At 71.9% G+C, this 25,158-nt stretch carries 21 protein-coding genes; 7 read left to right on the top strand and 14 right to left on the bottom strand.

The window, feature by feature from the left end; genetic code table 11:
• Positions 1-212: 212 nt before the first annotated feature.
• Complete coding sequence (locus ACFWUY_RS21055; RefSeq protein WP_384110684.1) at positions 213-2,672, bottom strand: serine hydrolase; 2,460 nt, start codon at positions 2,670-2,672, stop codon at positions 213-215.
• A 174-nt stretch (positions 2,673-2,846) separates the two neighbouring features.
• On the opposite strand from ACFWUY_RS21055, the gene ACFWUY_RS21050 reads away from it, so the two are divergent.
• The 3 genes from ACFWUY_RS21050 (at position 2,847) to ACFWUY_RS21040 (ending at position 5,027) form a co-directional block, all read left to right on the top strand.
• Positions 2,847-3,545: a GPP34 family phosphoprotein gene (locus tag ACFWUY_RS21050; protein ID WP_384110681.1), complete on the top strand. Its 699-nt coding sequence runs from the start codon at positions 2,847-2,849 to the stop codon at positions 3,543-3,545.
• 239 nt (positions 3,546-3,784) lie between these two features.
• Positions 3,785-4,645, top strand: a complete 861-nt coding sequence (locus ACFWUY_RS21045) for a helix-turn-helix domain-containing protein (protein ID WP_384110677.1) — start codon at positions 3,785-3,787, stop codon at positions 4,643-4,645.
• A gap of 181 nt (positions 4,646-4,826) precedes the next feature.
• Positions 4,827-5,027 (top strand): DUF397 domain-containing protein, encoded by a 201-nt coding sequence (locus tag ACFWUY_RS21040; RefSeq protein WP_384110674.1) that lies wholly within the window; start codon positions 4,827-4,829, stop codon positions 5,025-5,027.
• 150 nt (positions 5,028-5,177) lie between these two features.
• Here the strand turns inward: ACFWUY_RS21040 and ACFWUY_RS21035 are convergent, their stop codons facing one another.
• Entirely contained in the window at positions 5,178-6,023 is an 846-nt protein-coding gene (locus ACFWUY_RS21035; protein WP_384110672.1) for a hypothetical protein, read from the bottom strand.
• A 104-nt stretch (positions 6,024-6,127) separates the two neighbouring features.
• Here ACFWUY_RS21035 and ACFWUY_RS21030 point away from each other — a divergent pair, with 104 nt between their 5' ends.
• Both ACFWUY_RS21030 and ACFWUY_RS21025 read left to right on the top strand, forming a co-directional pair.
• The gene (locus ACFWUY_RS21030) at positions 6,128-6,910 is read left to right on the top strand and encodes an SDR family oxidoreductase (protein WP_384110669.1); all 783 of its coding nucleotides are present in this window, start codon (positions 6,128-6,130) and stop codon (positions 6,908-6,910) included.
• Positions 6,911-7,086: 176 nt separating this feature from the next.
• Positions 7,087-8,637: a sodium:solute symporter family protein gene (locus tag ACFWUY_RS21025; RefSeq protein ID WP_384110666.1), complete on the top strand. Its 1,551-nt coding sequence runs from the start codon at positions 7,087-7,089 to the stop codon at positions 8,635-8,637.
• Between the two features lie 28 nt (positions 8,638-8,665).
• Here the strand turns inward: ACFWUY_RS21025 and ACFWUY_RS21020 are convergent, their stop codons facing one another.
• From ACFWUY_RS21020 to ACFWUY_RS20995, 6 genes are all read right to left on the bottom strand, one after another.
• Entirely contained in the window at positions 8,666-9,784 is a 1,119-nt protein-coding gene (locus ACFWUY_RS21020) for an ADP-ribosylglycohydrolase family protein (RefSeq protein ID WP_384110663.1), read from the bottom strand.
• Between the two features lie 132 nt (positions 9,785-9,916).
• Positions 9,917-12,502, bottom strand: a complete 2,586-nt coding sequence (locus ACFWUY_RS21015) for a bifunctional FO biosynthesis protein CofGH (RefSeq protein ID WP_384110660.1) — start codon at positions 12,500-12,502, stop codon at positions 9,917-9,919.
• Between the two features lie 58 nt (positions 12,503-12,560).
• A complete protein-coding gene (locus ACFWUY_RS21010) occupies positions 12,561-12,914 on the bottom strand; it encodes a hypothetical protein (protein ID WP_384110657.1) in 354 nt (117 codons plus the stop codon).
• A gap of 7 nt (positions 12,915-12,921) precedes the next feature.
• The gene (locus tag ACFWUY_RS21005) at positions 12,922-13,149 is read right to left on the bottom strand and encodes a hypothetical protein (RefSeq protein WP_384110654.1); all 228 of its coding nucleotides are present in this window, start codon (positions 13,147-13,149) and stop codon (positions 12,922-12,924) included.
• A gap of 239 nt (positions 13,150-13,388) precedes the next feature.
• A complete protein-coding gene (locus tag ACFWUY_RS21000) occupies positions 13,389-14,222 on the bottom strand; it encodes an LLM class F420-dependent oxidoreductase (protein ID WP_384110651.1) in 834 nt (277 codons plus the stop codon).
• Between the two features lie 111 nt (positions 14,223-14,333).
• Positions 14,334-15,038 (bottom strand): hypothetical protein, encoded by a 705-nt coding sequence (locus ACFWUY_RS20995; protein WP_384110648.1) that lies wholly within the window; start codon positions 15,036-15,038, stop codon positions 14,334-14,336.
• Between the two features lie 107 nt (positions 15,039-15,145).
• On the opposite strand from ACFWUY_RS20995, the gene ACFWUY_RS20990 reads away from it, so the two are divergent.
• On the top strand, positions 15,146-15,886 hold the full coding sequence (locus ACFWUY_RS20990; protein WP_384110645.1) for a GNAT family N-acetyltransferase: 741 nt from the start codon (positions 15,146-15,148) through the stop codon (positions 15,884-15,886).
• A gap of 110 nt (positions 15,887-15,996) precedes the next feature.
• On the top strand, positions 15,997-16,194 hold the full coding sequence (locus ACFWUY_RS20985; protein WP_384110642.1) for a hypothetical protein: 198 nt from the start codon (positions 15,997-15,999) through the stop codon (positions 16,192-16,194).
• A gap of 90 nt (positions 16,195-16,284) precedes the next feature.
• Here ACFWUY_RS20985 and ACFWUY_RS20980 read toward each other — a convergent pair whose 3' ends face one another.
• The 6 genes from ACFWUY_RS20980 to ACFWUY_RS20955 form a co-directional block, all read right to left on the bottom strand.
• Positions 16,285-17,850, bottom strand: coding sequence for an APC family permease (locus ACFWUY_RS20980; protein ID WP_384110637.1), 1,566 nt, complete (start codon positions 17,848-17,850; stop codon positions 16,285-16,287).
• Between the two features lie 283 nt (positions 17,851-18,133).
• On the bottom strand, positions 18,134-19,588 hold the full coding sequence (locus ACFWUY_RS20975) for an aldehyde dehydrogenase family protein (protein WP_384110634.1): 1,455 nt from the start codon (positions 19,586-19,588) through the stop codon (positions 18,134-18,136).
• Between the two features lie 100 nt (positions 19,589-19,688).
• Positions 19,689-21,416 carry an amidohydrolase family protein gene (locus ACFWUY_RS20970; RefSeq protein WP_384110631.1) on the bottom strand — a complete coding sequence of 576 codons (1,728 nt, stop codon included), beginning with the start codon at positions 21,414-21,416 and terminating at the stop codon, positions 19,689-19,691.
• A gap of 728 nt (positions 21,417-22,144) precedes the next feature.
• Positions 22,145-23,269: an LLM class flavin-dependent oxidoreductase gene (locus tag ACFWUY_RS20965; protein ID WP_384110628.1), complete on the bottom strand. Its 1,125-nt coding sequence runs from the start codon at positions 23,267-23,269 to the stop codon at positions 22,145-22,147.
• Positions 23,270-23,376: 107 nt separating this feature from the next.
• Entirely contained in the window at positions 23,377-24,138 is a 762-nt protein-coding gene (locus ACFWUY_RS20960; protein WP_384110626.1) for an SDR family NAD(P)-dependent oxidoreductase, read from the bottom strand.
• 14 nt (positions 24,139-24,152) lie between these two features.
• Positions 24,153-25,073 carry an LLM class F420-dependent oxidoreductase gene (locus ACFWUY_RS20955; RefSeq protein WP_384110624.1) on the bottom strand — a complete coding sequence of 307 codons (921 nt, stop codon included), beginning with the start codon at positions 25,071-25,073 and terminating at the stop codon, positions 24,153-24,155.
• Positions 25,074-25,158 lie beyond the last annotated feature (85 nt).

Below are 25,158 nucleotides of genomic sequence, written 5' to 3'. Positions count from 1 at the left end.
ACCCCCCCCCTTGCGGCGCCCGCTTATGTTGTCAATACCCCCCGGGGGTGCCCCGGCGGGCCTGCCCCCCCCCCAAAACCCCACCCCGCGGGCCCCCCCCCCCCCCGGGCCCCCCCGGCCGAGCGGGTGGCTTCTCAGCCCACGCGGGTGTTTCCCTGCCCGCGGGTGTTTCCCTGCCCGCGCGCCCGCGCGTACTTCTCAGCCCACGCGGGTCAGCCCACGCGGGTCAGCTTCTTGTCGAAGCCCGGCTCCACCAGGTCCGTCCGGAGGGCCACCGGGGAGCTGACCTTGCCGGCGCCGGTGCCGATCGACACCTGGCCGACGACGTCGCCCGCCTTGCCCGAGTGCGGGAGTGCCCTGCCTCCGTCGGTGAGCTCCAGGTTCACCTTGAGGCCGGGCCAGCCGACCGCCTTGAGCTCCTTGGTGGCCACGACCGGGGTGCGGCCGCCGAGGCCGTCGTCGACGTAGCCGAGGACCTGGCCCTTGCGGACCACGGCGGCCGAGGTGACGTCGTTCTGGGCCTGCTTGATCAGCTCGTAGCTGTAGTCGATGGAGAGCTCGAGCTTCTGGCCGAGGTACTCGGCGTTCTTGGCCCCCATCACGATGCCGAGGACACGCCGGACCTTGCCGTCGACGACGGTGCTGGCCGACCAGAGCAGGTTGCCCCCGGCCGGGGTGGAGGAGCCGGTCTTGATGCCGTTCACGCCCGGCTTCAGCAGGATCCTGCTGTTGTTGTTCTCGATCCGGCCGACGCCGTCGATCGTCGCGTTCGGCGTGTCCACGATCTCCCGGAACACGTCGTACTGCATGACCGCCTTCGCCAGCTTCAGCTGGTCCTTCGGGGTCGACACGGTGCTGTCGAGGAGACCGGACGGGTCCGTGTACGTGGACTGGGTCATGCCCAGGTCCTTGGCGGCGGCGTTCATCTTCTCGACGAACGCGGCCTCCGAACCGGCGTCCCAGCGGCCGAGGAGCCGGGCCACGTTGTTCGCGGAGGGGATCATGAGGAGCTGGAGGAGCTCCTTCTCCGAGTACGTCTGGCCCTCCTGGACCGCCGCCGTCGACTCGTGCTCCGCCTTGGCCTCGTCGGCGGCCTTCTTGTCGATGGTGATCTCGGGGCCCTCCTGCTTCCCCTTGAGCGGGTGGTCGCGCAGGATCACGTACGCCGTCATCGTCTTCGTGACGCTCGCGATCGGGGCCGGCTTCTGCGGCCCGTACGTGCCCATGGAACCGACGCCCTCGACCTCGACGGCACCCTGCCCCTCGGTCGGCCACGGCATCTTCAGCTCGCCGCCCCCGAACGTGAACGTCGGCGCCGCGGAGAGCGTGAGGACGGGCGCGGGCAGCGGGCGGACCATCTGCACGATCGCAAAGACGATCAGGAGGAACAGGACCAGCGGAGTCCAGATCCGGACCCGTCGCACGGTCGTCCGCAGCGGGGTCGGCGGCGGCGGCGGCGTGTTCGTCAGCTCGGCGAGCAGGTCGAGCGGGGGCAGTGGCGGCAACGGCTGCTGCCGCGTCCGCTCCGCCTCCGCGAGAGCGGTCGGCGGGGGTACGGGGGTGGGGGCGGGAGCGGACCCCGGGGAAGGCGCGGCGGGCTTGGCCGCCTCCGGCGCGGGTGCGGGCGCCTTGGCGGCCTGCGGTGCCGTCGCGGCCCGCTCGGCGGCCTTCTCGGCCTTCTGCTCGGCCGGGATGTCCGCACGCAGCGGCAGGAAGGTGCTGGTGCGCTCGCTGTCGGAGCCCGCGCCCAGACCGGGCGGGAGCTTCAGCGCGGTCGTCGGCTGGTCCACGGGCGGCGCCACGGGCAGCCGGACGGCCTTGAACATGGTGGTCGGCTGGTCGACCGGTTCCGGGTCCTCGTCGTCGGCGTCAGCCACGGCCGGAGCCCCGGAGTCGGACTCGGACTCGGACTCGGGCGCGGCCCCGGAGCCAGGCTCGGACTCGGACTTGACGGGCTCTGAGGGCTTCTCGTCCGCCGCTGCCTGCTTCCGCGCCGCGAACCAGGACTCGGCGGACGCCTTCGCGTCCACGGGCTCCTGAGCGGGCTCCTCGGCGGGCGCGGCGTCCGCGTCCTCGGCCGGAGAAACCGCCGGGGAATCCGCCGGGGCGTCAGCCGACGCCGAGTCGGCCCGCTCGACGTCCTCGGGCGCGTCGTCCCCGGCCTCGGCGTCCGTCGGCTCGTCCTCGGCCACCGCGTCCACGGCCTCACCGTCGACCTCGCCGCCGGCCCCCGACTCGGCCCCGGCCGCATCCGACCCCGCCGTGTCCGACTCTCCGGACCGCCCGGACTCCGACGGCTCCTCGGGCGCGTCCTCCGCCTTCGGTTCCTCCGCCGTCGCGACCCAGGCCGCCACCGCCGCCTTCAGGCGCTCGCTCTCCGGCTCCCGCGTCTCCGCCTCGGGGTCCCGCTCCCGCGTCGTCTCCGGGGCCGTCTCCGGCTCCGGCGTGGCCGTCGGCGTGTCGTCCTCCGGGGTCCGCGGAGCCAGGTTCTTGAAAACGGCCGTCGGCTGGTCGACCTGAACCGACGAGGCCGGCAAGGCGTCTGACTCACGGAGCACGGAAAGCCGAGGATCCCGGCCGCCGCCGCCCGAGGCCGCCGTCTCCTGAGACGACCCCTGCTGCTCCGCCCTGTCGGGGGACTCGCCCGCCACCGTGCCTCCTCCATGCGTCATGCGTACGTACGGACCATGTACCGGTCCGTGTACCAGTGTCCTGTGTGAACCCCTTGGCTCCCGTGCTAGACGAGAACGACATACCTACTGGTTCCCGGATGAAGCGCCCAGGTGCTCTCGACAGATGAATGTGAGAGGGGTCACCCTGTCATTCATCCACGCGGGGAGGCATGGATGGGCAAGAGCCGCAGAACCATTCCGGAGGAGCTTCTGCTGCTCGCTCTGGACCCGACCACGGGTACCACAGCGCAGCCGCAGTCGCTCGACCTCGGTCTGGCCGGTGCACAGCTAGTGGAGCTGGCATTGGCAGGCCGGATAGCCCCTGACGGGGATCGTATCGCCGTGGTGATGCCACGGCCGACCGGAGATCCGACCTTGGACTCCGCACTGGAACTGCTGCGCAGGCGCGGCAGTCCGGTTCGGGCCGTCCACTGGATCGGCGGGCCCCGACTGGGGCTTCGCCAGACGTATCTCTCGCATCTGGAGCGATGCGGCATGGTGCATGCCGTGGAGACCCAGATGTGCGGGGTGTTGCCGACGACTCGCTACCAGGCGACGGAGACGGCGATCAGTCGGGAGATCCGTTCCCGGCTGGACAGTGCGATCCGCACCGGCGTACCGCCGGACCCGCGGACCGCGGCGCTTGCCGCGCTGGCCCACGCGGTCGGTCTCGGGAAGCACCTCTACCCCGGCAACGAAGGACGGTCGTCGCGGTCCCGGCTGCGCGATCTGATCCGGCACGACCCCATGGGCGGACTCGTGGCGCACGCCGTGATGGACGTCCAGAACGGCGCGGCGGCACAGCCGCGCCGGAGCGCCGCGGGTGTCCCGGCGCAGCCTCGCGGCAACATGGCCCGCGCGGCGGCGCACTAGGACGACTCCGCGGAACCGAGGAACCAGCACGGGAGCCGCACAGTGTGTGCGGGGCGGTCAGGACGGCCGCCCCGCACACGCGCGCTCACCGGACGCGTACCCGGGGGCACGCACCCGTACGGTCCCCGCCCCACGCATACGTTGTCGTCATTTTCCAGCGCACACCTGACCTTTGGTGGCAGTCTGCCAAGCAGTAGATACTCACAGCTACGCAGCAGACAGCCGGAGGTGCAGTTTCCGTGGCGTCCAACGTCAACCCCACCGTCAGGCGACGCCGATTGGGCCAGGAGCTGCGCAAGCTCCGCGAGGCGAAGAACATGACGGCCGAGCAGGTCGCCGAGCGTCTCCTCGTCTCCCAGTCCAAGATCAGCCGGCTGGAGAACGGCCGTCGCTCCATCAGTCAGCGCGATGTCCGTGACCTGTGCGGCGTGTACGAGGTCGAGGACGAGCGCATGGTCGACTCCCTCATGCAGATGGCCAAGGACTCGCGTCAGCAGGGCTGGTGGCACGCCTTCGGCGACATCCCGTACAGCGTCTACATCGGCCTGGAGACGGACGCGGAGAGTCTGCGGATGTACGAGCCGCAGATCATCCCCGGACTGCTCCAGACCCACTCCTACGCGGAGGCCGTGATCTCCGGCGCGCTGCCCGAGTCGACACCCGCGGAGATCGACAAGCGGGTCACGGTCCGCACCCGCCGCCAGGAGCGGATCCGGGACGAGGAGCGTCCGCTGCGGCTGTGGGCGGTCATAGACGAGGGCGCGCTGCACCGGATCGTCGGCAGCAGGCAGCTGATGGTGGAGCAGCTGGAGCACCTCCTCGAGCAGTCGCACCTGCCCCATGTCACCGTGCAGGTGATCCCGTTCGAGATGGGCGCGCATCCGGGCATCAGCGGCCAGTACTCGATCCTGGAGTTCCCGGACACCTCCGACTCCAGCGTCGTCTACATCGAGGGCGTGACGAGCGACCTGTATCTGGAGAAGGCGCAGGACGTCGGCAAGTACAGCGTCATGTACGAGCACCTCAGGGCGCAGGCGCTGAACGTCGAGCAGACCCGTGACTTCATCTCGGAGATGGTGAAGAAACACGCCAGGGGATGACGCCGAACCGACCGGGGCAGGCACGGTACACCTGATGATCGCTCCCACGGAAGCCGATCTGGAATATGCCACTCGGACGTGTGAACGCCGGTCCCGCCGGTCGGGACCGGCGAGTAGCGTCGATCACGCCGCCAAGAAGGTCGGTGCGTCACCCCCACTGGCAGAACCGGAGTTGAGCGTAATGGCGATCATTCAGGGTGCAACGGACACGTGGACCAAGTCTTCGTACTCCGGCGGGAACGGCGCCTGCGTCGAAGTGAAGTCCCCCGTCGTCGCCGCGATCGCGGTGCGGGACTCCAAGGCCCCCGAGGGCCCGTCCCTCTCCTTCGGACCGGGTTCGTGGAACGCGTTCGTCGGCGAGGTGAGCAACGGGGCTCTCTGAGTCCCGGTGCGCCCCCGCCGTCACCAGCAGTACCCGTAGGGCCCTCTCGTCCGGTCCGCCGTCCTGGCCGAGGGGGCTCGGTCTTTTCCCGGAAGCCCCGCGCCCGAAAGATCTGTGTCCGGAAGACCCGGCACCGGACGCCCCGGCCCCTCAGCGCAGCTCGTCCACGTACCGGTCCGTTCCCGGCACCGTCGGGATGAAGGGTGCCACCAGTTCCACCCGCCCGCCGTCGTCGCCCCCCAGGGTCTCCAGGTCGGCGAAGTGTTCCGGCCAGCACTCCCGGGGGTCCCGCTCCAGGAACCAGAGCAGGGTCAGCCGGGTGTCGACACCCTCGACCTGTTTCACGTACGTCATGCGGTCGCCGGGCAGCGGGGTCGGGCGGAAGACCGTGACCATCGCCGCCGGTGAGCCGGCGAGCCGGCCGGGGAGTTCGCGGGTGCGGAGGCGTTCGAGCAGTGCCGTCCGCTCCTCTGGGCCCTCGGTGTCGACGACCTGGAGGACGAGCCCGGCGTAGGGGTGATCGAGGGCGTGGAAGTCGCGCGGCCCTGCGGCGCCGTCGCGGTACACGGTCGCCTCGTGGTCCTGGAACGACGTGAAGACGTGGGTCCGCTCCTGGTGGACGCGGGCGTCGCGGTTGAGCCGCTTATTGATGCCGACGGTCCACTTCATGTGCTCGTCGTAGCGGCCTTCGGTGATCCAGTACGTGGAGAGGTAGCAGCCCGCGGTGACCGGCCGGGCGACGGCGGACTTCTCCGGGCGGCGCAGTTCCCGGAGCTCGCGGGTGGCGACCCAGCGGCGCCCGGCGTACATCCAGGGCATGGCCATGGCGCCCGCGTAGTAGTGGTCGTCCTCGTACCAGCGGTTGTACGCGTACTCGTGGCCCGGGTGCGGCTCGACCATGGTGATCAGCGCGTGGCCGGGCCGGACGCCGTACGGGCCGACGGACGCCAGTTCCGCGTACGTCTCGCTCGTGGCGGTTCGGGTCTCCTCGCTCACTCTCGTACCCCTTCCCAAGTAGGTGACCGGCACCTACTCTGACGGACCGTCAGATGCTTGGCCAGGGTGGGAACAGGGTCGAGACAAGGTCGAGAGGGGTCCGGATGCTGCTCCAGGGGAAGACGGTCGTCGTGTCGGGCGTCGGTGCCGGGCTCGGGCGTCGCGTCGCCGAGGCCGTGGTGCGGGACGGGGGCAACGCCGTGCTCGGCGCCCGCACCGAGGGCAACCTCGCCGAGTCCGCCGCCGGGATCGACCCGGAGGGGCGCCGTACCGCGTACCGGGTCACCGACATCACCGACGAGGAACAGTGCGGCGCCCTCGCCGCGCTCGCCGTCGAGCGGTTCGGCGGCGTCGACGCGGTCGTGCACGTCGCCGCCCTCGACTCCTGCTTCGGCGGTCTGGAGGACGCCGACTTCGCCACCTGGCAGACCGTCCTCGACGTCAATCTGCTCGGTACGCTGCGGATGACCCGGGCCTGCCTGCCGGCGCTCAAGGAGCGCGGCGGTTCGGTGGTGCTCATCGGTACGCAGTCGGCGGTGGCCGCGCCCTCGCAGGTGCGGCAGGCGGCGTACGCGGCGTCGAAGGGGGCGCTCACCTCCGCGATGTACTCGCTCGCGCACGAGCTCGGGCCGCACCGGATCCGGGTCAACACCGTGCTTCCGGGATGGATGTGGGGGCCGCCGGTACAGGCGTACGTGCGGTTCGCCGCGCACGGCGAGGGGGTGCCGGAGGCGGAGGTGCTCGGCCGGCTGACCGAGCGGATGGCGCTGCCGGAGCTCGCGACGGACGGGGACGTGGCGGAGGCGGTGGCCTTTCTCGCCTCGGACCGGGCGCGGGCGATCACCGGGCAGTCGCTGCTGGTCAACGCGGGTGAGCTGATGCGCTGACCGCGTCCGGGAGTCTCTCCCGAGCCCACCTCACACGTTCAGAGACATGAACGGGAGTCAGCAAACAGAACGATTTTACTTTCCCTTGACCCTCCATTGCATTGTCCCTGCCTCGCAACACGCCACACCATGAACGGCGTTCACAAGGCGGACCAGACACCCCTGGAGGGGGCTCCATGAACAGTCTCGACTGGGCCGTGCTCATCGGCTACTTCGGCGTGATGGTCGCGATCGGCGTCTGGTCCCACAAGCGCGTGGACAACGTCTCCGACTTCTTCACCGCCGGAGGCAAGATGCCCTGGTGGCTCTCCGGCATCTCGCACCACATGTCGGGCTACAGCGCCGTGATGTTCACCGGGTACGCCGGCATCGCCTACACCTACGGCGTCACGTCCTACGTCACCTGGTCCTTCCCCATCGCGATCGGCATCGCCATCGGCGCGCACCTCTTCGCGCCCCGCCTCAACCGGCTCCGGTCGCGGCTCCACGTGGCCTCCCCGCTGGAGTACCTGAAGAACCGCTACAACCTGCCCACCCAGCAGGCCCTCGCCTGGTCCGGCGTCCTCCTGAAGATCGTCGACGTCGGCGCCAAGTGGGCCGCCATCGCCACCCTGCTCTCCGTCTTCACCGGCATCTCCCTCAACGAGGGCATCCTCATCACCGGTGTGATCACCGGCATCTACTGCACGGTCGGCGGCCTCTGGGCCGACGCGCTCACCGAACTCGGACAGTTCATCATCCAGTTCTTCGCCGGCATCGCGATGCTCGTCGCCGTCCTGGCGAAGCTCGGCGGCATCAGCGCCCTGTGGGACGTCTGGGACCGGCCCGAGCTGCAGGGCCACACCGCGCCGACCGCCGGCCCGTACACGATGACGTTCCTGCTCGCGTACCTCTTCATCAAGACCTTCGAGTACAGCGGCGGCATGTGGAACCAGGCCCAGCGCTACATGGCCACCCCCACCGCCCGCGAGGCCACCCGCTCCGGCCGCCTCTCGGCCGTCCTGTGGTTCGTCTGGCCGCTGGTCCTCTTCTTCCCCATGTGGGTCGCGCCGCTGCTCGTCACCCCCGAGAAGCCCGACGCCTCCGACTCGTACGCCCTGATGACCGAGCAGCTGCTGCCGCACGGCCTGCTCGGCCTGGTCATCGTCGGCTTCTTCTCGCACACCATGGCCATGTGCTCCTCCGACGCCAACGCCATCGCGGCCGTCTTCACCCGGGACATCGCGCCCGTCATGAGCAAGGCGGCGCGGACCTGGACGCAGCAGGCCGGGCTGATCGCGGCGCGCTGGTCGACGATCGCGTTCCTCGCCCTGTCGATGGCGGTCGCCACCCAGGTCAACTCCCCCGCCTTCAAGGACATCATCACCGTCGTCATCAAGTGGGTGGCCGGTCTGATGGGGCCGATCGCCATCCCGTTCATGCTCGGCCTGCTGCGGACCTTCCGGAAGTCCGGGCCGACGGCGGCGCTGGTCTCGTGGGCGGCCGGCCTCTTCGCCTTCTGGCTGACCAACTACGGCCTGGACGGCATCGAGCTGCAGATCCAGATCGTGTCGCCGCTCGCCACCTCCCTGATCCTGTACGTCCTCATCGGCTTCGTCAGGCCGGAGGACACCCCGGAGCGGGACGCGGTCCTCGACAAGCTCCACTCGGACGACGGCAGCCCGGCCGGAGGAGCCGTGATCCCCGCCCAGGCCGGAAGCGACCGCTCGGACCAGCCCCTCGGATAGCGGGCCGCCCCGCCCGGACCGGCGCCGGTCAGCCCCTCGGATAGCGGGCCAGCCAGCCCGGTGAGGACTCGGCGGGGGTGTGCAGGGCGGGGCCCTGGGTCATCTCCATCGAGAAGTCGTCCGCGAGTTCCAGGACCGTCGCACGGCCCTCCAGTTCGGCCAGCCAGGCCGGCGGGAGGGCCGTCTCGCCGTGCAGGGCCCCGAGCAGCGCGCCGGTGAGCGCCCCGGTCGTCGCCGAGGGACCGTCGTGGTTGACCGCGAGCCGCAGCCCGTGCCGTACGTCCTCGCCGACCAGGGCGCAGTAGACGGCCGCCGCCAGCTGCCCCTCGGCCCGGTCGTCCGCCGCCCCGAGGGCGGCCACCCGCTCCGGGCCCGGCACCCCTTCCCGTACGGCTCCGACGGCCCGGCCGAGCGCCTCGGTGACCGGCTCGTGGCCGGGGCGCGCCGCCAGCTGCTCCAGGGCCAGGCCGACGGCCGCCTCCAGGGAGCCGCCGCGCGCGAGGCCGTGGACGGTGACGGCGAAGGCGCCCGCGGCGAGGCCGGCGGCCGGGGCGCCGTGGGTCTGCGCGGCGCACTCGACGGCGAGCTGGCAGACGAGCTGCGGCTCCCAGCCGACGAGCAGCCCGAAGGGGGCGGAACGGACGAGCGCGCCGGAGTCGCCGGCGGTGGGGTTCTTGGGCTTGTCGAGGGTGCCGAGACGCTCGTCGCCGAGGCCGGTGAGGCAGGCGCGGGGCGGGTTGCGGCGGGCGTAGAGCCACTCCTCGCGGGCGAGCCAGCCGTTGTCCTTCCGCCGTTCGTCGGGGCCCCAGTCGTGCTGGGTGGCGGCCCAGCGCAGGTGCGCCCGGTGGATGTCGGTGGGCGGGTGCCAGACGCCGGTGTCGCGGCGGACCTGGGCGCGGATCAGGCCGTCGACGGTGAAGAGGCCCATCTGGGTGGCGGCGGTGACGGCGCCCCGGCGGCCGAACGCGGGCGCGGGGTCGGTGAGTCCGTCAGGCCCGTGGGCGTCCCTGATCGCGTCGAGGGCGAGGCCGTCGACGCCCGCCCCCAGCGCGTCGCCGAGGGCGCCGCCGAGCAGACAGCCCCGTACGCGGGCCCGGAAGTCCTGCTGTTCGGCGCGGCCCCACACGGCCGCGGCTGTCGTGGCCACGACGTGCCCTCCCCCCGTAGACCGGTCTGCGCAGCACTGTAATGGACCGGGTGCGTCCGTTCGGGGGCCGGAACGTTATGTGATCCGACGCCCTTCAGTTCGGTTTTGACCGAAGAGCGCCGGACCTCCGCCTCACTCCGCAGGCAGGACCGGCAGCAGTTCCGGGAGGTGTCCGTCCGACGCCCTCGCCGTCCGCTGCCGCTCCTCCGGGACCTCGCCGTACAGGGTCGTCCGGGGCTTCGCCGGGCGGCCCGCCGCCTCCGCGATGGCCTCCAGGTCGCGGATCGAGCGGTACGAGCCGTAACTCGAACCGGCCATCCGGGAGATGGTCTCCTCCATCAGCGTGCCGCCCAGGTCGTTCGCGCCCGAGCGGAGCATCTCGGCGGCGCCCTCCGTGCCCAGCTTCACCCAGCTGGTCTGGATGTTGGGGATGTGCGGGTGCAGGAGGAGGCGGGCCATGGCGATGACCGCGCGGTTGTCGCGGGTGGTCGGGCCGGGGCGGGCGATGCCCGCGAGGTAGACGGGCGCGTTGGTGTGGATGAAGGGGAGGGTCACGAACTCGGTGAAACCACCCGTCTCCTGCTGGATGCGGGAGAGGGTGCGGAAGTGGCCGAGCCAGTGCCGGGGCTGGTCCACGTGCCCGTACATCATCGTGGAGGAGGAGCGGATGCCCAGCTCGTGCGCCGTGGTGATCACCTCGATCCACGTCGCCGTGGGCAGCTTGCCTTTGGTGAGGACCCAGCGGACCTCGTCGTCGAGGATCTCGGCGGCCGTGCCGGGGATCGAGTCGAGCCCGGCCTCCTTGGCGGCCGTCAGCCACTCGCGGATCGAAAGGCCGGTCCTGGTCGCGCCGTTGACGACCTCCATCGGTGAGAAGGCGTGCACGTGCATGCCGGGGACCCGCTCCTTCACCGCGCGCGCGATGTCGAAGTACGCGGTGCCGGGCAGGTCCGGGTGGATGCCGCCCTGCATGCAGACCTCGACGGCGCCGACCTCCCAGGCCTGCTGGGCGCGGTCCGCGACCTGGTCGAGGGAGAGCGTGTACGCGTCGGCGTCGGTGCGCCGCTGGGCGAAGGCGCAGAAGCGGCAGCCGGTGTAGCAGACGTTGGTGAAGTTGATGTTCCGCGTGACGACGTACGTGACGTCGTCACCGGACACCGACGCGCGGACGTCGTCCGCGATCCGGGTGAGCGCGTCGAGCGCCGGGCCGTCCGCGTGCAGCAGCGCGAGCGCCTGGGCGTCGGTGAGCTTCGTCGGGTCGTCGGCGGCCGTGCTCAGGGCCTCGCGGACGTCGGCGTCGACCCGCTCCGGGACCATACCGGGGGCGGCGGCCTCGCGCAGCGCCTCCCAGTCGCCGTACACCTCGTCGAAGTCGTCGCGCCGGTCGTGCGTACGGCCCGTGGTGTCGATGGTGCGGTGCAGATCGGTGCGGCCGGTGGCGGTGAACGCCTCGTCGGGCTCCTGCCAGGGCAGGCCGCGCACCTCCGCGTCGGGGTCGGCGAGGCCCGTCTCGGGGTCGGCGAGGGCGCGGACGTGCGGGAGGAGCCGGGGGTCGAGCCAGGGTTCTCCCCGGGTGACGAACTCGGGGTAGACGCAGAGGCGTTCGCGCAGCTCGAAGCCGGCGGCGGCGGAACGGGCCGCGAGCTCGTCGATCTGCGGCCAGGGCCGCTCGGGGTTGACGTGGTCGATGGTGAGCGGGGAGACGCCGCCCCAGTCGTCGACGCCTGCGGCGATCAGCCGCTCGTACGCCGAGTCGACGAGGTTCGGCGGGGCCTGGAGGCAGGCGGAGGGCCCCATGATGAGCCGGGCGACGGCGACCGTGGCGACGAGGTCGTCGAGTTCGGCGTCCGGCGCCGCGCGCATGGCCGTGTCCGGCTTGGCGCGGAAGTTCTGGATGATCAGCTCCTGGATCGAGTGGTACGCCCTCGACACCCGCCGCAGCGCGAACAGGGACTCGGCCCGCTCCTCCAGGGTCTCCCCGATGCCGAGGAGCAGCCCTGAGGTGAAGGGGACGGAGGAGCGTCCCGCGTCCTCCAGGACCCTGAGACGTACGGCCGGTTCCTTGTCGGGGGACCCGTAGTGGGGGCCGCCGGGCTCGGACCAGAGCCGGGTCGCGGTCGTCTCCAGCATCATGCCCATGGACGGGGCGACCGGCTTGAGGCGCTGGAAGTCGGTCCAGGACAGGACGCCCGGGTTGAGGTGCGGGAGGAGGCCGGTCTCCTCCAGGATGCGGATCGCCATGGCCCGTACGTACGCGATGGTGTCGTCGTATCCGTGCGCGTCGAGCCACTCGCGGGCCTCGGGCCACCGGTCCTCGGGCTTGTCGCCCAGGGTGATGAGGGCTTCCTTGCAGCCCAGGGCGGCCCCGCGCCGGGCGATGTCGAGCACCTCGTCCGGCGACATGAACATCCCGTGCCCGTCCCGCCGCAGCTTGCCGGGGACGGTGACGAAGGTGCAGTAGTGGCACTTGTCGCGGCAGAGCCGGGTGAGCGGTATGAACACGCTCTTCGAGTACGTGACGACCCCGGGCCGCCCGGCCGCTTCGAGTCCGGCGTCCCGCACGCGCCCGGCGGAGGCGACCAGATCCGTCAGATCGTCCCCACGCGCCGCCAACAGCACGGCGGCCTCGGCGACATCGAGCGCCACCCCGTCCCTGGCCCGCTTGAGGGCGCGGCGCATGGCGTTCGCGGTGGGCCGGGCTTCCTGGTGATCCGTCATGGACCGAGCATACGAGCGGGTACGGCGGGGAGGGTCCGGGCCCGGGCAGGAAGGGGGGTCAGTCGGTGTCCTTGGGATGCCGGGGTGCGGCGTCCACCAGGTGCACCGTCCTGCGCGGCTCGTCGACGAGATACCGCACGCGGCCAGCGGCCGTGACCTCGAACTCCCCCTGCGGGTAGGACCGCCCGCCAAGGGTCCCGGTGGCGAGCCGGCCGCGCAGCCGGTGCTGCCGGCCCGGTTCGGTCTGCCGGAGCGGATCACCGCGCAGGGCCTCGAAGCAGCGCCGGGTGTTGCCCGGGGCCTCGGCGGCGAGTTCGCCCCATCCCTTCGCCGCCTCGTTCGTCGCGAAGCGCAGCCGCCACTCCTCGCCGACCGGTGGCGGGGCGACGTCGTCCCCGCGCTTCGGCGTCACGGGGCCGTCACCTCTCCGTGGTCCTCGTCGGGGAGGGGACGCGTGAGCTGGGCCGTGAGACCCGGGTCGGCGGGGACACGCGCCACTCCGCGATCGTGCGGTGGAGGGTGGCGTGGACGCCCAGCTGCGCGGCGTCGTGCGTCGCGTCCAGCAGGTCCTGGGCGAACTCCCTGAGTTCGTCGGCGGACAGATGCCGCACCCAGGGGAAGACCGAGGGAAGGGCGCGCCCTATCACGCGCGCCGTCGTCGGCGGCGAGGAGACGGGCTGTGACGTCGGCCGTCTCCTCCCGGTCCTGGTCGTAGGCAGCGGTCGTGAGGTAGAGATCCTGCCCGTCGCGGCGCGTGACGAGCAGGCGGTACTCGCTGTCGAGCCTCTCGGCGACCCGCTTCGCGTTCTTGGAGAGCTCGGAGAAGGAGACGGTGGGGGTCGGCATGGACCGACGGCACTTCGGAACGTATTCCGAAGTCAATCGCTCACACGTACCGTGCGAACTCGTCCAGCACCCCCAGCACCTCCCGCTCACCCTCCGGCGGCAGCTGGAGGACCACCTCCTCGCAGCCCAGTTCCTCGTAGCGGGCGAGCTTTCCGGGGTTCGGCAGGACCGCGTACGGGACGATCCGGAGGGCCTTCGGGTCGCGGCCCGCCTGCTCCCAGACCTCCCGCAGGACCGGGAGCGACTCCGCGAGGCCCCGGCCGCCGATCGGCATCCAGCCGTCCGCCTCCGCGGCGATCCGCGCGAAGAGCTTCGGACCCGCCGCACCGCCCATCAGGATGCGGGGAGCGTCGCCGCGCGCCGGCTTCGGCCAGGCCTCCGACGCGCGGACGGAGCGGCCGAACTCCCCCGCGTACGCCGTGGGCTCCGGCGCCCACAGGGCCCGCATCAGGGCCAGTCGGTCATGGGTGAGCTCCCGGCGGGTGGACCAGTCGACGCCGTGGTCGGCGGCCTCCTCGCGGTTCCAGCCGTAACCGACGCCGAGGGTGAAGCGGCCGCCGGAGAGGTGGTCGAGGGTGGCGATCTGCTTGGCGAGGGCGATCGGGTCGTGCTGGGCGAGCAGCGTGATGCCGGTGCCGAGCCCGAGCCGTCCGGTGACGGCGGCGGCCTGGCCGAGCGCCACGAACGGGTCCAGGGTCCGCCCGTACTCCCGGGGCAGCTCGCCGCCCGCCGGGTAGGGCGTGGTCCGCTCGACGGGGATGTGGGTGTGCTCGGGGAGGTAGAGCCCGGCGAAGCCGCGCTGCTCCAGCTCGCGCGCGAGCCGCACCGGGGTGATGGTCTCGTCGGTCAGGAAGATCGTGGTCGAGATCCGCATAGCGGCACGGTAGGGGGTGCGGCGCGGATTTCCGAGGGGCACGACGGGATACGACGGGGCGCGGGGTACGACGGGACGGGGACGCGACGGGGTGCGGCACGGGCGCCCGCGTCAGGAGCGGACCACGTCCACCGCCCGCTGTTCCGCCGCCAGGTCCCCGTACCCGCCGTGCTCCCAGACCCTCTCGCGGAAGCGCTGGAGGGTCAGCGGGGTCCGGTCCTCGCCGGGGACGCCCGCGAGGTGGACGGTGCCGCAGCGGTGGCAGTACCAGCCGTGGGACCACAGTTCCTCGGCGCGGTGACGGCCCCTGGTGAGACGGGCGAAGGCGGTCCGGCGGCGGCTCGCCACGACGGTCACGAGGACGACGACGAGCAGCGCCGCCGCCGAGATCCAGCCGAGGTGGGCGAAGTCGGGCGGGGGCGCGGACCCGGCCGTTCCCAGCGGCTGCGAGTAGTCCGGCGTGGTCGATCCCTCCGGGACGAGGTACACACCGCCCACGTGCGGCACCCCGTCGCCGCCCGCCTCCGCGGGCCCGTCCTCGAACCAGTGACCGGCCTGGACACCGCCGATGAAGGTGCCGACCGAGACGAGGGCGGCGAGGACGCCGAGGGCGACGATCCCGTACGTCGGCGGCCGCGGCACCGGCGCGAGCGCGTCGGAGAGCCCCGTGGACACCCTCCGCGTCACCGTCCGCATGTCGCCGTCCCGGTCGCGCTCGCGGCTGGTGACGGTGTCCCGGCCGGCGGTGTACACGGCGGGTACGGCCTGCACCAGATCGTCGCGCCCGCAGCCCGGGCAGGTGTGCGTCCTGCTCATCCTCGACTCCCCCCAGTCATCAGAAGTGACGGGATCATGCCACGGCCGGTTCCCGGCGGCCCGGAAATCCGCCTGCGCCGCCCTCCCTCCGCACCTACCGTGGCGTGGTGCTGAAGCGAATCGAGACGTACTACGACGCCGTCCCCCGGTCCTCCGCCCGCGCGGAGGAGTTCGGGCCGCTGACCCTCTTCGTGCAGGAGGGACAGGGCTGGCCCTTCTACGCGCGCCCGGCCCTCGGGGCCGCCGGTGACATCCCGGTCGAAGCCGTGGAGAAGGTCAGGGCCCGGCAGCGGGAGCTCGGGGTGCCCGAGGCCTTCGAGTGGGTCGCGGAGACGACACCGGGGCTGCGGGCGGCCGTGGAGGCGAGCGGGCTCACCGTGCGCGAGCACCCGCTGATGGTCCTGGAGGGCGACGGGCTCGCCGTACCGGAGCCGGAGGGCGTCACCGTACGGATGGTCGGCGCGGACGACCCGGCCCTGGAGAGCGCCGTCGCCGCCCCGTACGCCGCCTTCGGCTTCGCCCCGGAGCCGGGCACCGCGGCGCGGATCGGCGCCAGGATCGAGGCGGGGTGGACCCGGCTCGCGGCGGCGCTCGACGGCACGGGCGACGCCCTCTCGGCCGGTCAGCACCAGCCCGTCGGGCCGGTCTCCGAGGTCGTCGGCGTCGGTACGGTCCCGGCGGCGCGGCGGCGCGGCCTGGGCCTCGCGGTGACGGCGGCCCTGGTCGCGGACGCCCGGGAGGGCGGGGCGGAGCTCGTGTTCCTGTCGGCGTCGGACGCGGACGTGGCCCGGCTGTACGGCCGACTCGGCTTCCGTACGGTCGCGACGGCCCTCATCGCGGAGGCGTAGGGACGTGAGGACGTGAAGGCGTGAGGACGTGAAGGCATGGGGGCATGGGGGCATGGGGCTCCGGGGCGGACGGTCGTAACCGGACCCGCATCGTCCGCGTTGGGGCGGGCATGAAGAAGATCCTCACCGCAGCCGCCCTGTCCTGTCTCGCCGCGGCCGGCGGCCTCTCCGCCGCCGGCACCGGGGGTGTGAACCTGCCCTCGGTCGTGCCGCTCAGCGGCGTCCTGACCCCCAAGGCCGTGCCGGCCGGCACGCCCGGTCTGCCGCCCGCCAACGCGGCGGTGGAGCGCCTGCTCCCCGGGCACTGAGCCGGTACCGCGGAACGACGAAGGTGGCGGGCCCCCCACGGGCCGCCACCTTCGCGTTTCTGATGACTCAGGATCAAGCGAGAAGCAAGGTCAGTCGGCGACCACCAGCGACGGCGTCTCCTTCGTCAGGACCTCGCCCCGGAAGAAGGCCGGGCTCCTGCGCTGCATGACCAGCATGATCACCATGCCGAGGAGCAACAGGCCGACGCCGATCACGAAGACCGAGCCGACGCCGAGGACGGCCGAGCCGGAGCCGTACGCCGGGTCCCACATGTCGTACAGCGTCTTGCCGAAGACCGCGGTGAGCATGAGCCCGCCGAGCAGCGGCATGAGGCCCTTGTAGGCGAGGTTCCGGCCGGAGCGGAAGAGCTCGCCGCGGAAGTACCAGACGCAGGCGAAGGCCGTGAGCGCGTAGTAGAAGCAGATCATCAGGCCGAGCGCGTAGATGGTGTCGACCAGGACGTTCTCGCTGACCAGGGTCATCACGGTGTAGAAGAGGCCGGTGGCGACGCCCGCGACGATCGTGGCCTTGCCGGGGGTCTTGAAGACCGGGTGCACCTTGGTGAAGGACTTCGGCAGCGCCTCGTACGTGGACATCGCGAGCACCGTGCGGGCGACCGGGATGAACGTGGTCTGGAGGCTGGCGGCGGCCGAGGCGAGCACCGCGACGAAGAGCAGGATGCCGAGCGTGGGGCCCATGACGGGGCCGGCGAGCGCGGCGAAGACGTTGTCGGAGGTCTCCGGGTTGGCGAGGCCGAGGCCCTCCTCGCCGGAGCCGACGGCCATCTGGGCGGCGATGCCGGTGGCGAGGTACGAGGCGACGAGCACGACCATCGCGATGAGCGCGGCACGTCCGGGGGTCTTGGCGCTGCCGGTGGTCTCCTCGTTGGTCGCCATGCAGGCGTCCCAGCCCCAGTACATGAAGATCGAGAGCGAGAGACCGGCGGTGAAGGCGGCGAAGGACTGGACCGCGAAGGGGTTCATCCAGGACCAGGAGAAGTCGACCGAGGTCGCGAACGAGTCGGCCTTCGACAGCGCCATCGCCACGAAGACGACGAGGACGACGAGCTGGAGGCCGACGAGGGCGTACTGGATGCCCTTGGTGGCGGTCATGCCGCGGTAGCTGATCGCGGTGGCGACGGCGATCAGCGTGAGGCAGGTGAGGATGTGGACGGCCTTGTTGTCGTCCAGGGCGGCGATGGACTCACTGCCGCTGATCTCACCCGCGAGGAGCCAGAAGTAGGAGGTCGCGACGCCGGCCAGGTTGGACAGCACGATGATCGTCGCGATGACGAGGCCCCAGCCGCACATCCAGCCGATCTTGGGGCCGAAGGCCTTCACGGTCCAGGTGAAGGAGGTGCCGCAGTCGGGCATGACCTTGTTGAGTTCCCGGTACGCGAAGGCGACGAGGAGCATCGGAAGGAAACCCGCGAGGAAGATCGCCGGCATCTGCAGACCGACCTCGCCGGCCGTGGAGCCGAGCGTCGAGGTCAGACAGTAGACGGGGGCGACCGTCGAGATGCCGATGACGGCACTGCCCATCAGCCCTACGGAGTTTCCGCCGAGGCCCTTCTTGCGCACGCCTTGGGCGTCGCCCGGGGCGTCGGCGCCCCTTACCGTGTCTCCGGCCTGGGGCCGAGCTTCCACCTGAGTCATGAACAGGACGTTAAATGCTGCGGTTTCCACATCCGGAGCTCTTGACTCCGCAAGACTCGCCGATCTTCCGCCTTGCTTTGAGAGGTGGAATCGGGGCACTCGCCAATGATTGAAAGATCGACGACCGCGAGGGGCCGACCAACTGGTAGGTCGGTCGGCGGGTGTCCGGTATGCGGGAACCGCAGCCGAGCCCGAAATGTCCGTTTCTAAATTTTCCCGAGGAATTTTCCCGGGAGCCCCCCGGCGGCGGCGCGGCCGGGCTCGGCCCAGGCGCGGCAAGGGCTCAGCCCGGCCACACCACCGCCTGCAGCTCGCTGTACGCGTGCAGCGCGTACGAGCCCACGTCCCGTCCGACCCCGCTCTTCTTGAATCCGCCGAACGGCGCCTCCATGTTCCGTCCGATCGTGTTCACCCCCACCCCGCCGGCCCGCAGCCGGGCAGCGATCCGGAAGGCCCGGGCCACGTCGCCCGACCACACGTAGTCGATCAGCCCGTAGTCGCTGTCGTTGGCGAGCGCGATCCCCTCCTCCTCGTCGTCGAAGGGGACGACCACGACGACCGGACCGAAGATCTCCTCCCGCACCACCCGCATCTCGTTGGTGCAGTCGGCGAGCAGCGTCGGCGCCACGTAGAAGCCCCTGGCGAAGTCCGGGCGCTCGCCACCCGCCACGACCCGTGCCCCCTCCTTCCGGCCCAGCTCCACGTACGACTCCACCCGGTCGCGGTGGGCCGCCGAGATCACCGGGCCGACCACCGTGCCCTTCTCCGCCGGGTCCCCCACCTTCATGAAGGCCAGATAGCCGGTCAGCTTCCCGACCAGCCGCTCGTAGATCCCGCGCTGCGCGAGCACCCGGGTCGGTGCCGTGCAGATCTGCCCGCTGTAGAAGGCGAACGTCGTCCCGATCCCCATGACCGCCGAGTCCAGGTCCGCGTCGTCGAGGACGAGCGCGGCGCCCTTGCCGCCCAGCTCCATCAGCTGCCGCTTGAGCTGCCGGCCGCAGACCTCGCCGATCGCCTGCCCGACCGCCGTGGAGCCGGTGAAGGACACCATGTCGACGTCCGGGGAGTCCACGGCCGCCTCGCCGACCGCCCGCTCGGAGCCGGTGACCACGTTGACGACGCCCGCCGGAACCCCGGCCTCCTCGAGGGCCCGGGTCATCGCGTACACGGAGAGCGGGTCCTGCGGGGCCGGCTTCACCAGGACCGTGTTGCCCATCGCGAGGGCCGGGGCGACCTTGCCCGCCGGATTGGCCCAGGGGTTGTTGTACGAGGTGATGCAGGTGACCACCCCGACCGGGCGCCGCACCGCCACCGCGCCGAACACCCCGGCCTTCCCCATCGGACCCGCCTCGTTGATCTGCGGAGGCAGCGCCCGCTCGACCGGTTCCATCGCCCCGCGCGCGTACCGCCGGAAACGGGCGGCGCCCACCGCGACCTGCATCCCGCGCGCGGTGGCGGTCGTCGCGCCCGTCTCGGCGCGGGCGAGGAGCGTGTTCGCCCCGGCGTCCCTGGCCATGATGTCGGCGGCCCGGTCGAGGATCGCCGCCCGCTCCTCCGGTCTCGTACGGGACCAGGAGCCGAAGGCCTCCCGGGCCGCGGCGGCGGCCTCGTACACCTGGCGCCCGCTCGCCTCGGGCGCCAGGCCGACGACCTCCTCCGAGGCCGGGTCGATCACCTCGTAGTGGCCGCCGTCGGGCTCGACCCACTCGCCGCCGATGAACAGCTTCTCCGTCTTCACCTGGTGCTCACCCCTCGCCTCCCGCCCCTGACCCCGCGCTCGGTCCTGACCCCCGGCTCACCGCTCGCCCCCTGCTCACCCCTCACCTCGTGCTCATCCCTCACCTCGTGCTCACCGTCCTCGTGTCACGGCCTGAGCGCAGCACCTTCCCCGGGACCGCGCCGGTCACCTCGTCGTCCCGTACCGTCTCCACGCCGTTGACCCGCACCGACACGATCCCGACCGCCCGCGAGTCGAGCCGCGGACTGGCCCCCGGCAGGTCGTGCACGAGGGTCGCCGGGCCCGCCTCGATCCGCTCCGGATCGAAGAGGACCAGGTCGGCGTGGAAACCCTCGGCGATCCGGCCGCGCTCCCTGAGCCCGAAGAGCCGGGCCGGGTCGTCGGTCAGCATCTTCACGGCCCGCTCCAGCGGGACCAGCTTCCGGCCGCGCAGACAGTCGCCGAGGAAGCGGGTCGTGTACGGCGCTCCGCACATCCGGTCCAGATGGGCGCCCGCGTCCGAACCGCCGAGCAGGACGTCCTCGTGGTCCCAGGTCTCGCGGCGCAGCGCCCAGGAGGCCGGGTCGTTGTCGCTGGGCATCGGCCACAGGACCGTCCTGAGGTCGTCGTTGGCGCAGATCTCGACGAGGCACTGGAAGGGGTCCTGACCGCGCTCGGCGGCGATGTCGTTCACGACGCGCCCGGTGAGCCCCTCGTTCTCCTTGGAGTACGTGTCACCGATGACGTACCGCCCGAAGTGGGCGAGGCGCCGGAAGACACCGGCCTCCCGGGAGTCCGCGCGCCGCAGCATCTCCGCCCGTACGGCCGGGTCGCGGAGCCTCGCGATCCGCTCGGGGACGGGGAGAGCGAGGATCTCGCCCCAGCCCGGGATCAGGTTGAGCGCGCAGAACGTGCCGAGCGACATGTTCATCGGGGTGAGGATCGGCATGGTGAGGGCGACGATCCGGCCGCCGGACCCGCGGGCCCGCGCGGAGGCGGTGAGCTGGCGCGGGACGCGTTCGGGGACGGCGGCGTCGATGGTGAGGACGTTCCAGTTGAGCGGCCGCCCGGCGGCGGCGCTCATCGCCACGAACAGATCGATCTCGGCGTCCGAGAACTGGTCGAGGCAGCCGGCCAGGATCGCCTCGATCTGGGTGCCCTCGTGCTCGCCGACGGCCCGGGACAGGGCGATCAGCTCGTCGGGGCCGGCGTGCCGGGAGGCGACCGGGGCGCCGTCGCCGTCGGAGTGGGTGGACGACTGGGTGGTGGAGAGCCCCCAGGCCCCCGCCGCCATGGCCTCCTTGAGGAGCCCGACCATCTGCGCGAGCTGCTCGGCGGTGGGCCGGCCTCCTACCGCGTCCGCGCCCATCACGTACCGGCGCAGGGCACAGTGCCCGACCATGAAGCCGGCGTTGACGGCGATCCGCCCTTCGAGGGCGTCGAGGTACTCGGCGAACGACGACCAGCTCCAGTCGACGCCCTCCTCGAGGGCCTTCAGCGCCATGCCCTCGACCTTGGACATCATGCGGCGGGTGTAGTCGGCGTCCTCGGGCCGGTCCGGATGGAGCGGCGCGAGGGTGAAGCCGCAGTTGCCGCCGGCGACGGTGGTGACGCCGTGGTTCATGGAGGGGGTGGCGTACGGGTCCCAGAACAGCTGGGCGTCGTAGTGGGTGTGCGGGTCGACGAAGCCGGGGGCGAGGACGAGACCGGTGGCGTCCTCGGTCGTCCGGGCGACCGCACCGGCCTCGGCGAAGACGATCCGCCCCTCGCGAATCCCCACGTCGGCGACGAAGGCGGGGGCGCCTGTGCCGTCCACGACGGTGGCGCCCTTGATGAGGTGGTCGAGCATGACGGGTCCCTTTCTGCGCGGGTTCTCACGGGCGGAGGTGGGGGCCTTGCGCGGCGGCGCTCTTGGCGGGCGCGGGCCTTTGTGCGAGTACGGCGCCCATGTGCGGACGCAGGCCCCTGCGCACGGGGTGCACCCCGTGCGGGCGCGGGTGTGCCCCGGACCGGGGGCCGCCGCGGAACGGCCTCCGGCCGGGGCCGGTACGGGGCGGCGGTCCGGGAAGACGACGCCCCGCGCTTCTCGTGGCGGGCGGGGACGTGTCCCCCACCCCGCCCCTTCCCGAAACCCTGCCGGGGGCTGGTGGGACGTGCCCGGGGCCGGCGCCCCCGGGCAGGGAACCGACAGCTTCGCGCCGCCGGGCCACCCCCGTTGTGGGCGGCCCCGTCGCTCAGGGCGGAGCCTGCCGCCGGGCCACCCCGTTGTGGGCGATCGTCCCGCGGGGCGGGACGGGTGGGCACAAGGGACGGCGCCCCTTGCCGGGCCCAGGCTTCCGGGCCTGAACGTGCACCACGGGTGCGGCGCCGTCGTTGGGTTGTGCCCACCCTCCCCCAAGCTCTCGGCTTCGCTCGAGCAGGGGACCCCATCGCCCTTGCGGAACAGATGCCCACAACCGCGTAGCGGGTGCGGGGCGCAGGTCCGGGTGTCGAGCGGCCCGCCGTCCGGGTGGCGGGTGCGGGGCGCAGGTCCGTTCCCGTGCGGGCCGGTCCCGTACGGGGCCTGCCACGGCCCCGTCAGGAAGGTGCGCCCTGGCGGAAGCGCGTCGTCCGGTGGACCGGATCCGTGTCGATCTTCGGGATCACGTGCTCACCGATCAGCCTGATCGAGTTCATCGTGTCCTCGTACGAGATCCCGATCGGCAGCCCGAAGGACAGCTGGTCCGCCCCCGCCCTCTCCCACCGCTTGCACTGCGCGAGCACCTCCGACGGATCGCCGCAGATCATCAGCTCCTCCTGGATGAGGAGTTCGATGATCTCCGCCGAGTACTCGGGCAGCAGCTCCGGCCACTCGGGGACGCCCTCGGGCCGCGGGAACGTGTCGTGGTAGCGGAAGAGCAGCGACTGCAGGTAGTTGAGGCCGCCGCCGACGGCGATCTCGACCGCCTTCTCGTGGGTCTCGGCGCAGATCGCCGTCGACGTCACCATGACGTTGTCGTTGACGAAGTCACCGATCGCCTTGGCCTCCTTGATCGCGGTCTTGTAGGACTCGACGACCCACTCCATGTCGGAGACCTTCTGCACGCTGAAGCCGAGGACGCCGAGGCCCTTCCGGCCGGCCATGGCGTACGAGGAGGGGGACCCGGCCGCGTACCACATGGCGGGGTGGGACTTCCCGTACGGCTTGGGGAGGACCTTGCGGGGCGGCAGCGACCAGTGCTTGCCCTGGAAGCCGACGTACTCGTCCTGGAGCCACATCTTGGGGAACTCGGCGATCGTCTCCTCCCACAGCTCCTTGGTGTGGTTCATGTCGGTGATGCCCGGCATGAACCCGAGGATCTCGTGGGAGCCCGCGCCCCGGCCGGAGCCGAACTCGAAGCGTCCGCCGGAGAGGTGGTCGAGCATGGCGACCTTCTCGGCGACCTTCACGGGGTGGTTGACGGGGGCGAGGGGGTTGAAGATGCCGGAGCCGAGGTGGATCCGGTCGGTGGCGTGGGCGAGGTAGCCGAGGTAGACGTCGTTGGCGGAGAGGTGTGAGTACTCCTCCAGGAAGTGGTGCTCCGAGGCCCAGGCGTACTTGAAGCCGGACCGGTCCGCCTGGATGACGTACTCGGTCTCCTCCATGAGTGCCTTGTGCTCGGCTTCGGGATCGGTCTCGGCACGCTTGCCGACGTATCCCTGTACGAAGATCCCGAATTCCAAGGGAGTTCACCTTCCTTGACGCATCCAGCAGTTCTGACGATCCGTCAGATTGTCGATGTGCCCGACTGTCGCACCGCGGGGTGGGCGCGTCAATACCTGATGGTCCGTCAGAAAAGACTCACGCCCGCCAGCCAGCCGCCGTCGATCACGAACGGCTGGCCCGTGATGTACGCCGAGTCGCCCCCGGTCAGGAAGAGCGCGAGGGCCGCCACCTCGTCCGGGCGCCCGATCCGCCCGAGCGGCACGAGCTTCCGGTACAGCTCGGCCGTCGCCACCGGATCCGCCCCCTCCGGGTTGCTCATGGGGGTGTCGATCGCCCCCGGGCAGACCGCGTTCACCCGGACCCCCTTCGCGGCCAGCTCCAGGGCGGCGACCCGGGTGAGCCCGAGGACGGCGTGCTTGGAGGCCGCGTAGGCGCCGACACCGGCCATCCCGGTGAGCCCCGTGTACGAGGCGGTGTTGACGATCGTCCCGCCGCCGGCCGCCGCGATCTCGGGCGCGACCGTACGGATGCCCAGGAAGCAGCCGGTCTGGTTGACGGAGACGACCGCCTGGAACTCCTCCAGCGGGGTGCGGAGCAGCTCGTTGAAGCGGAGGATGCCGGCGTTGTTGACGAGCCCGTCGACCTTCCCGAACCGCTCCTTGGCGACGTCCACGGCCGCCGCCCAGTCGGCCTCGCGGGTCACGTCCAGGGGGACGTACGCGGCCCGCTCCTCCCCCAGCTCCTCGGCCAGCGCCCTCCCGGCGTCGTCGAGGACGTCCCCGAGGACCACCTTCGCCCCCTCGGCGGCGAACAACCGCGCCTCCTGCTCGCCCTGCCCGCGCGCCGCGCCGGTGACGAGGACGACCCTCCCGTCCAGTGTGCCCATGCCTGCCACGCTCCTCAGTTCAGGTGGGGGGCGACCTCCGTGCCGAAGGCCGCCATCTGGTCGACGAGTTCGGTACGGCTCCGGGAACGGAACCGGACCTGGATCTGGTGCACGCCCATCTCCCCGTACGCGCGCAGGGAGGCGGCGATCTCCTCCGGGCGGCCGCTCAGGGTGCGCCGGCCGACCCGCCAGACGGGCGTGCCGACGTACAGCGGCTCCGCGATCGCGCCCACGGTGACCGGCTCCGCGATCCCGGCCTCCGCCCGGAGCCGCAGCAGCCGCCGGATCTGCTCGGCGAGCTTGTCGCGCGGATCGCCCTGCGGCAGCCAGCCGTCCCCCTTGAGCGCGGCCCGGCGCACGGCGGCCGGGGAGGAGCCGCCCACCCAGAGCGGGACCCGCTCCTGCGCGGGCCGGGGCAGCTGGCCGAGGTCCTTGAACGCGAACCGCTCCCCCGCGTGCTCCGGATACTCCTCGGGCCCGAGCGCGGCCCGCAGCGCGTCGACGGTCTCGTCGAGCACGGCGCCCCGGCGTGCGAAGTCCACGCCGAGCGCCTCGAACTCCTCCTGGACGTGCCCGGCCCCCACCCCGAGGACCAGCCGGCCGCCGGAGAGGTGGTCGAGCGTCGCGTACGCCTTGGCGGTGGCCAGCGGATGACGCAGCCCGACGACGGCGACGTGCGAGAGGAGCCGGACCCGCTCGGTGGCGGCGGCGAGGAAGGAGAGCGTGGCGACCGGGTCGTACCAGACGGTGCTCATGGCCCCGGCGAGCCGGCGCGGGATGGCGACGTGGTCGCAGCTCGCGAGGTAGTCGAAGCCGTGCGCCTCGGCGGCCCGGGCGACGGCGAGCAGATCGGCCGGGCCCGCGTCCGCCTCCCAGGCCTCGGCGTAGAGGGCGGACTGCGACTGGACCGGCAGCTGCATCCCGTAGACCACCATGAGGAACCCCCCTTGCGCCCGGGCCGGTGGCCCGGATCTGACAGGACGTCATTTCCGCGAGCGGGCCCATGCTCGTACCTGACGA

This window comes from Streptomyces sp. NPDC058664 (genome assembly GCF_042716635.1).
Classification (GTDB): Bacteria; Actinomycetota; Actinomycetes; order Streptomycetales; family Streptomycetaceae; genus Streptomyces.
The sequence above is the reverse complement of the archived record's forward strand: the minus strand, read 5'-3'. Positions and strand labels throughout refer to the sequence as shown.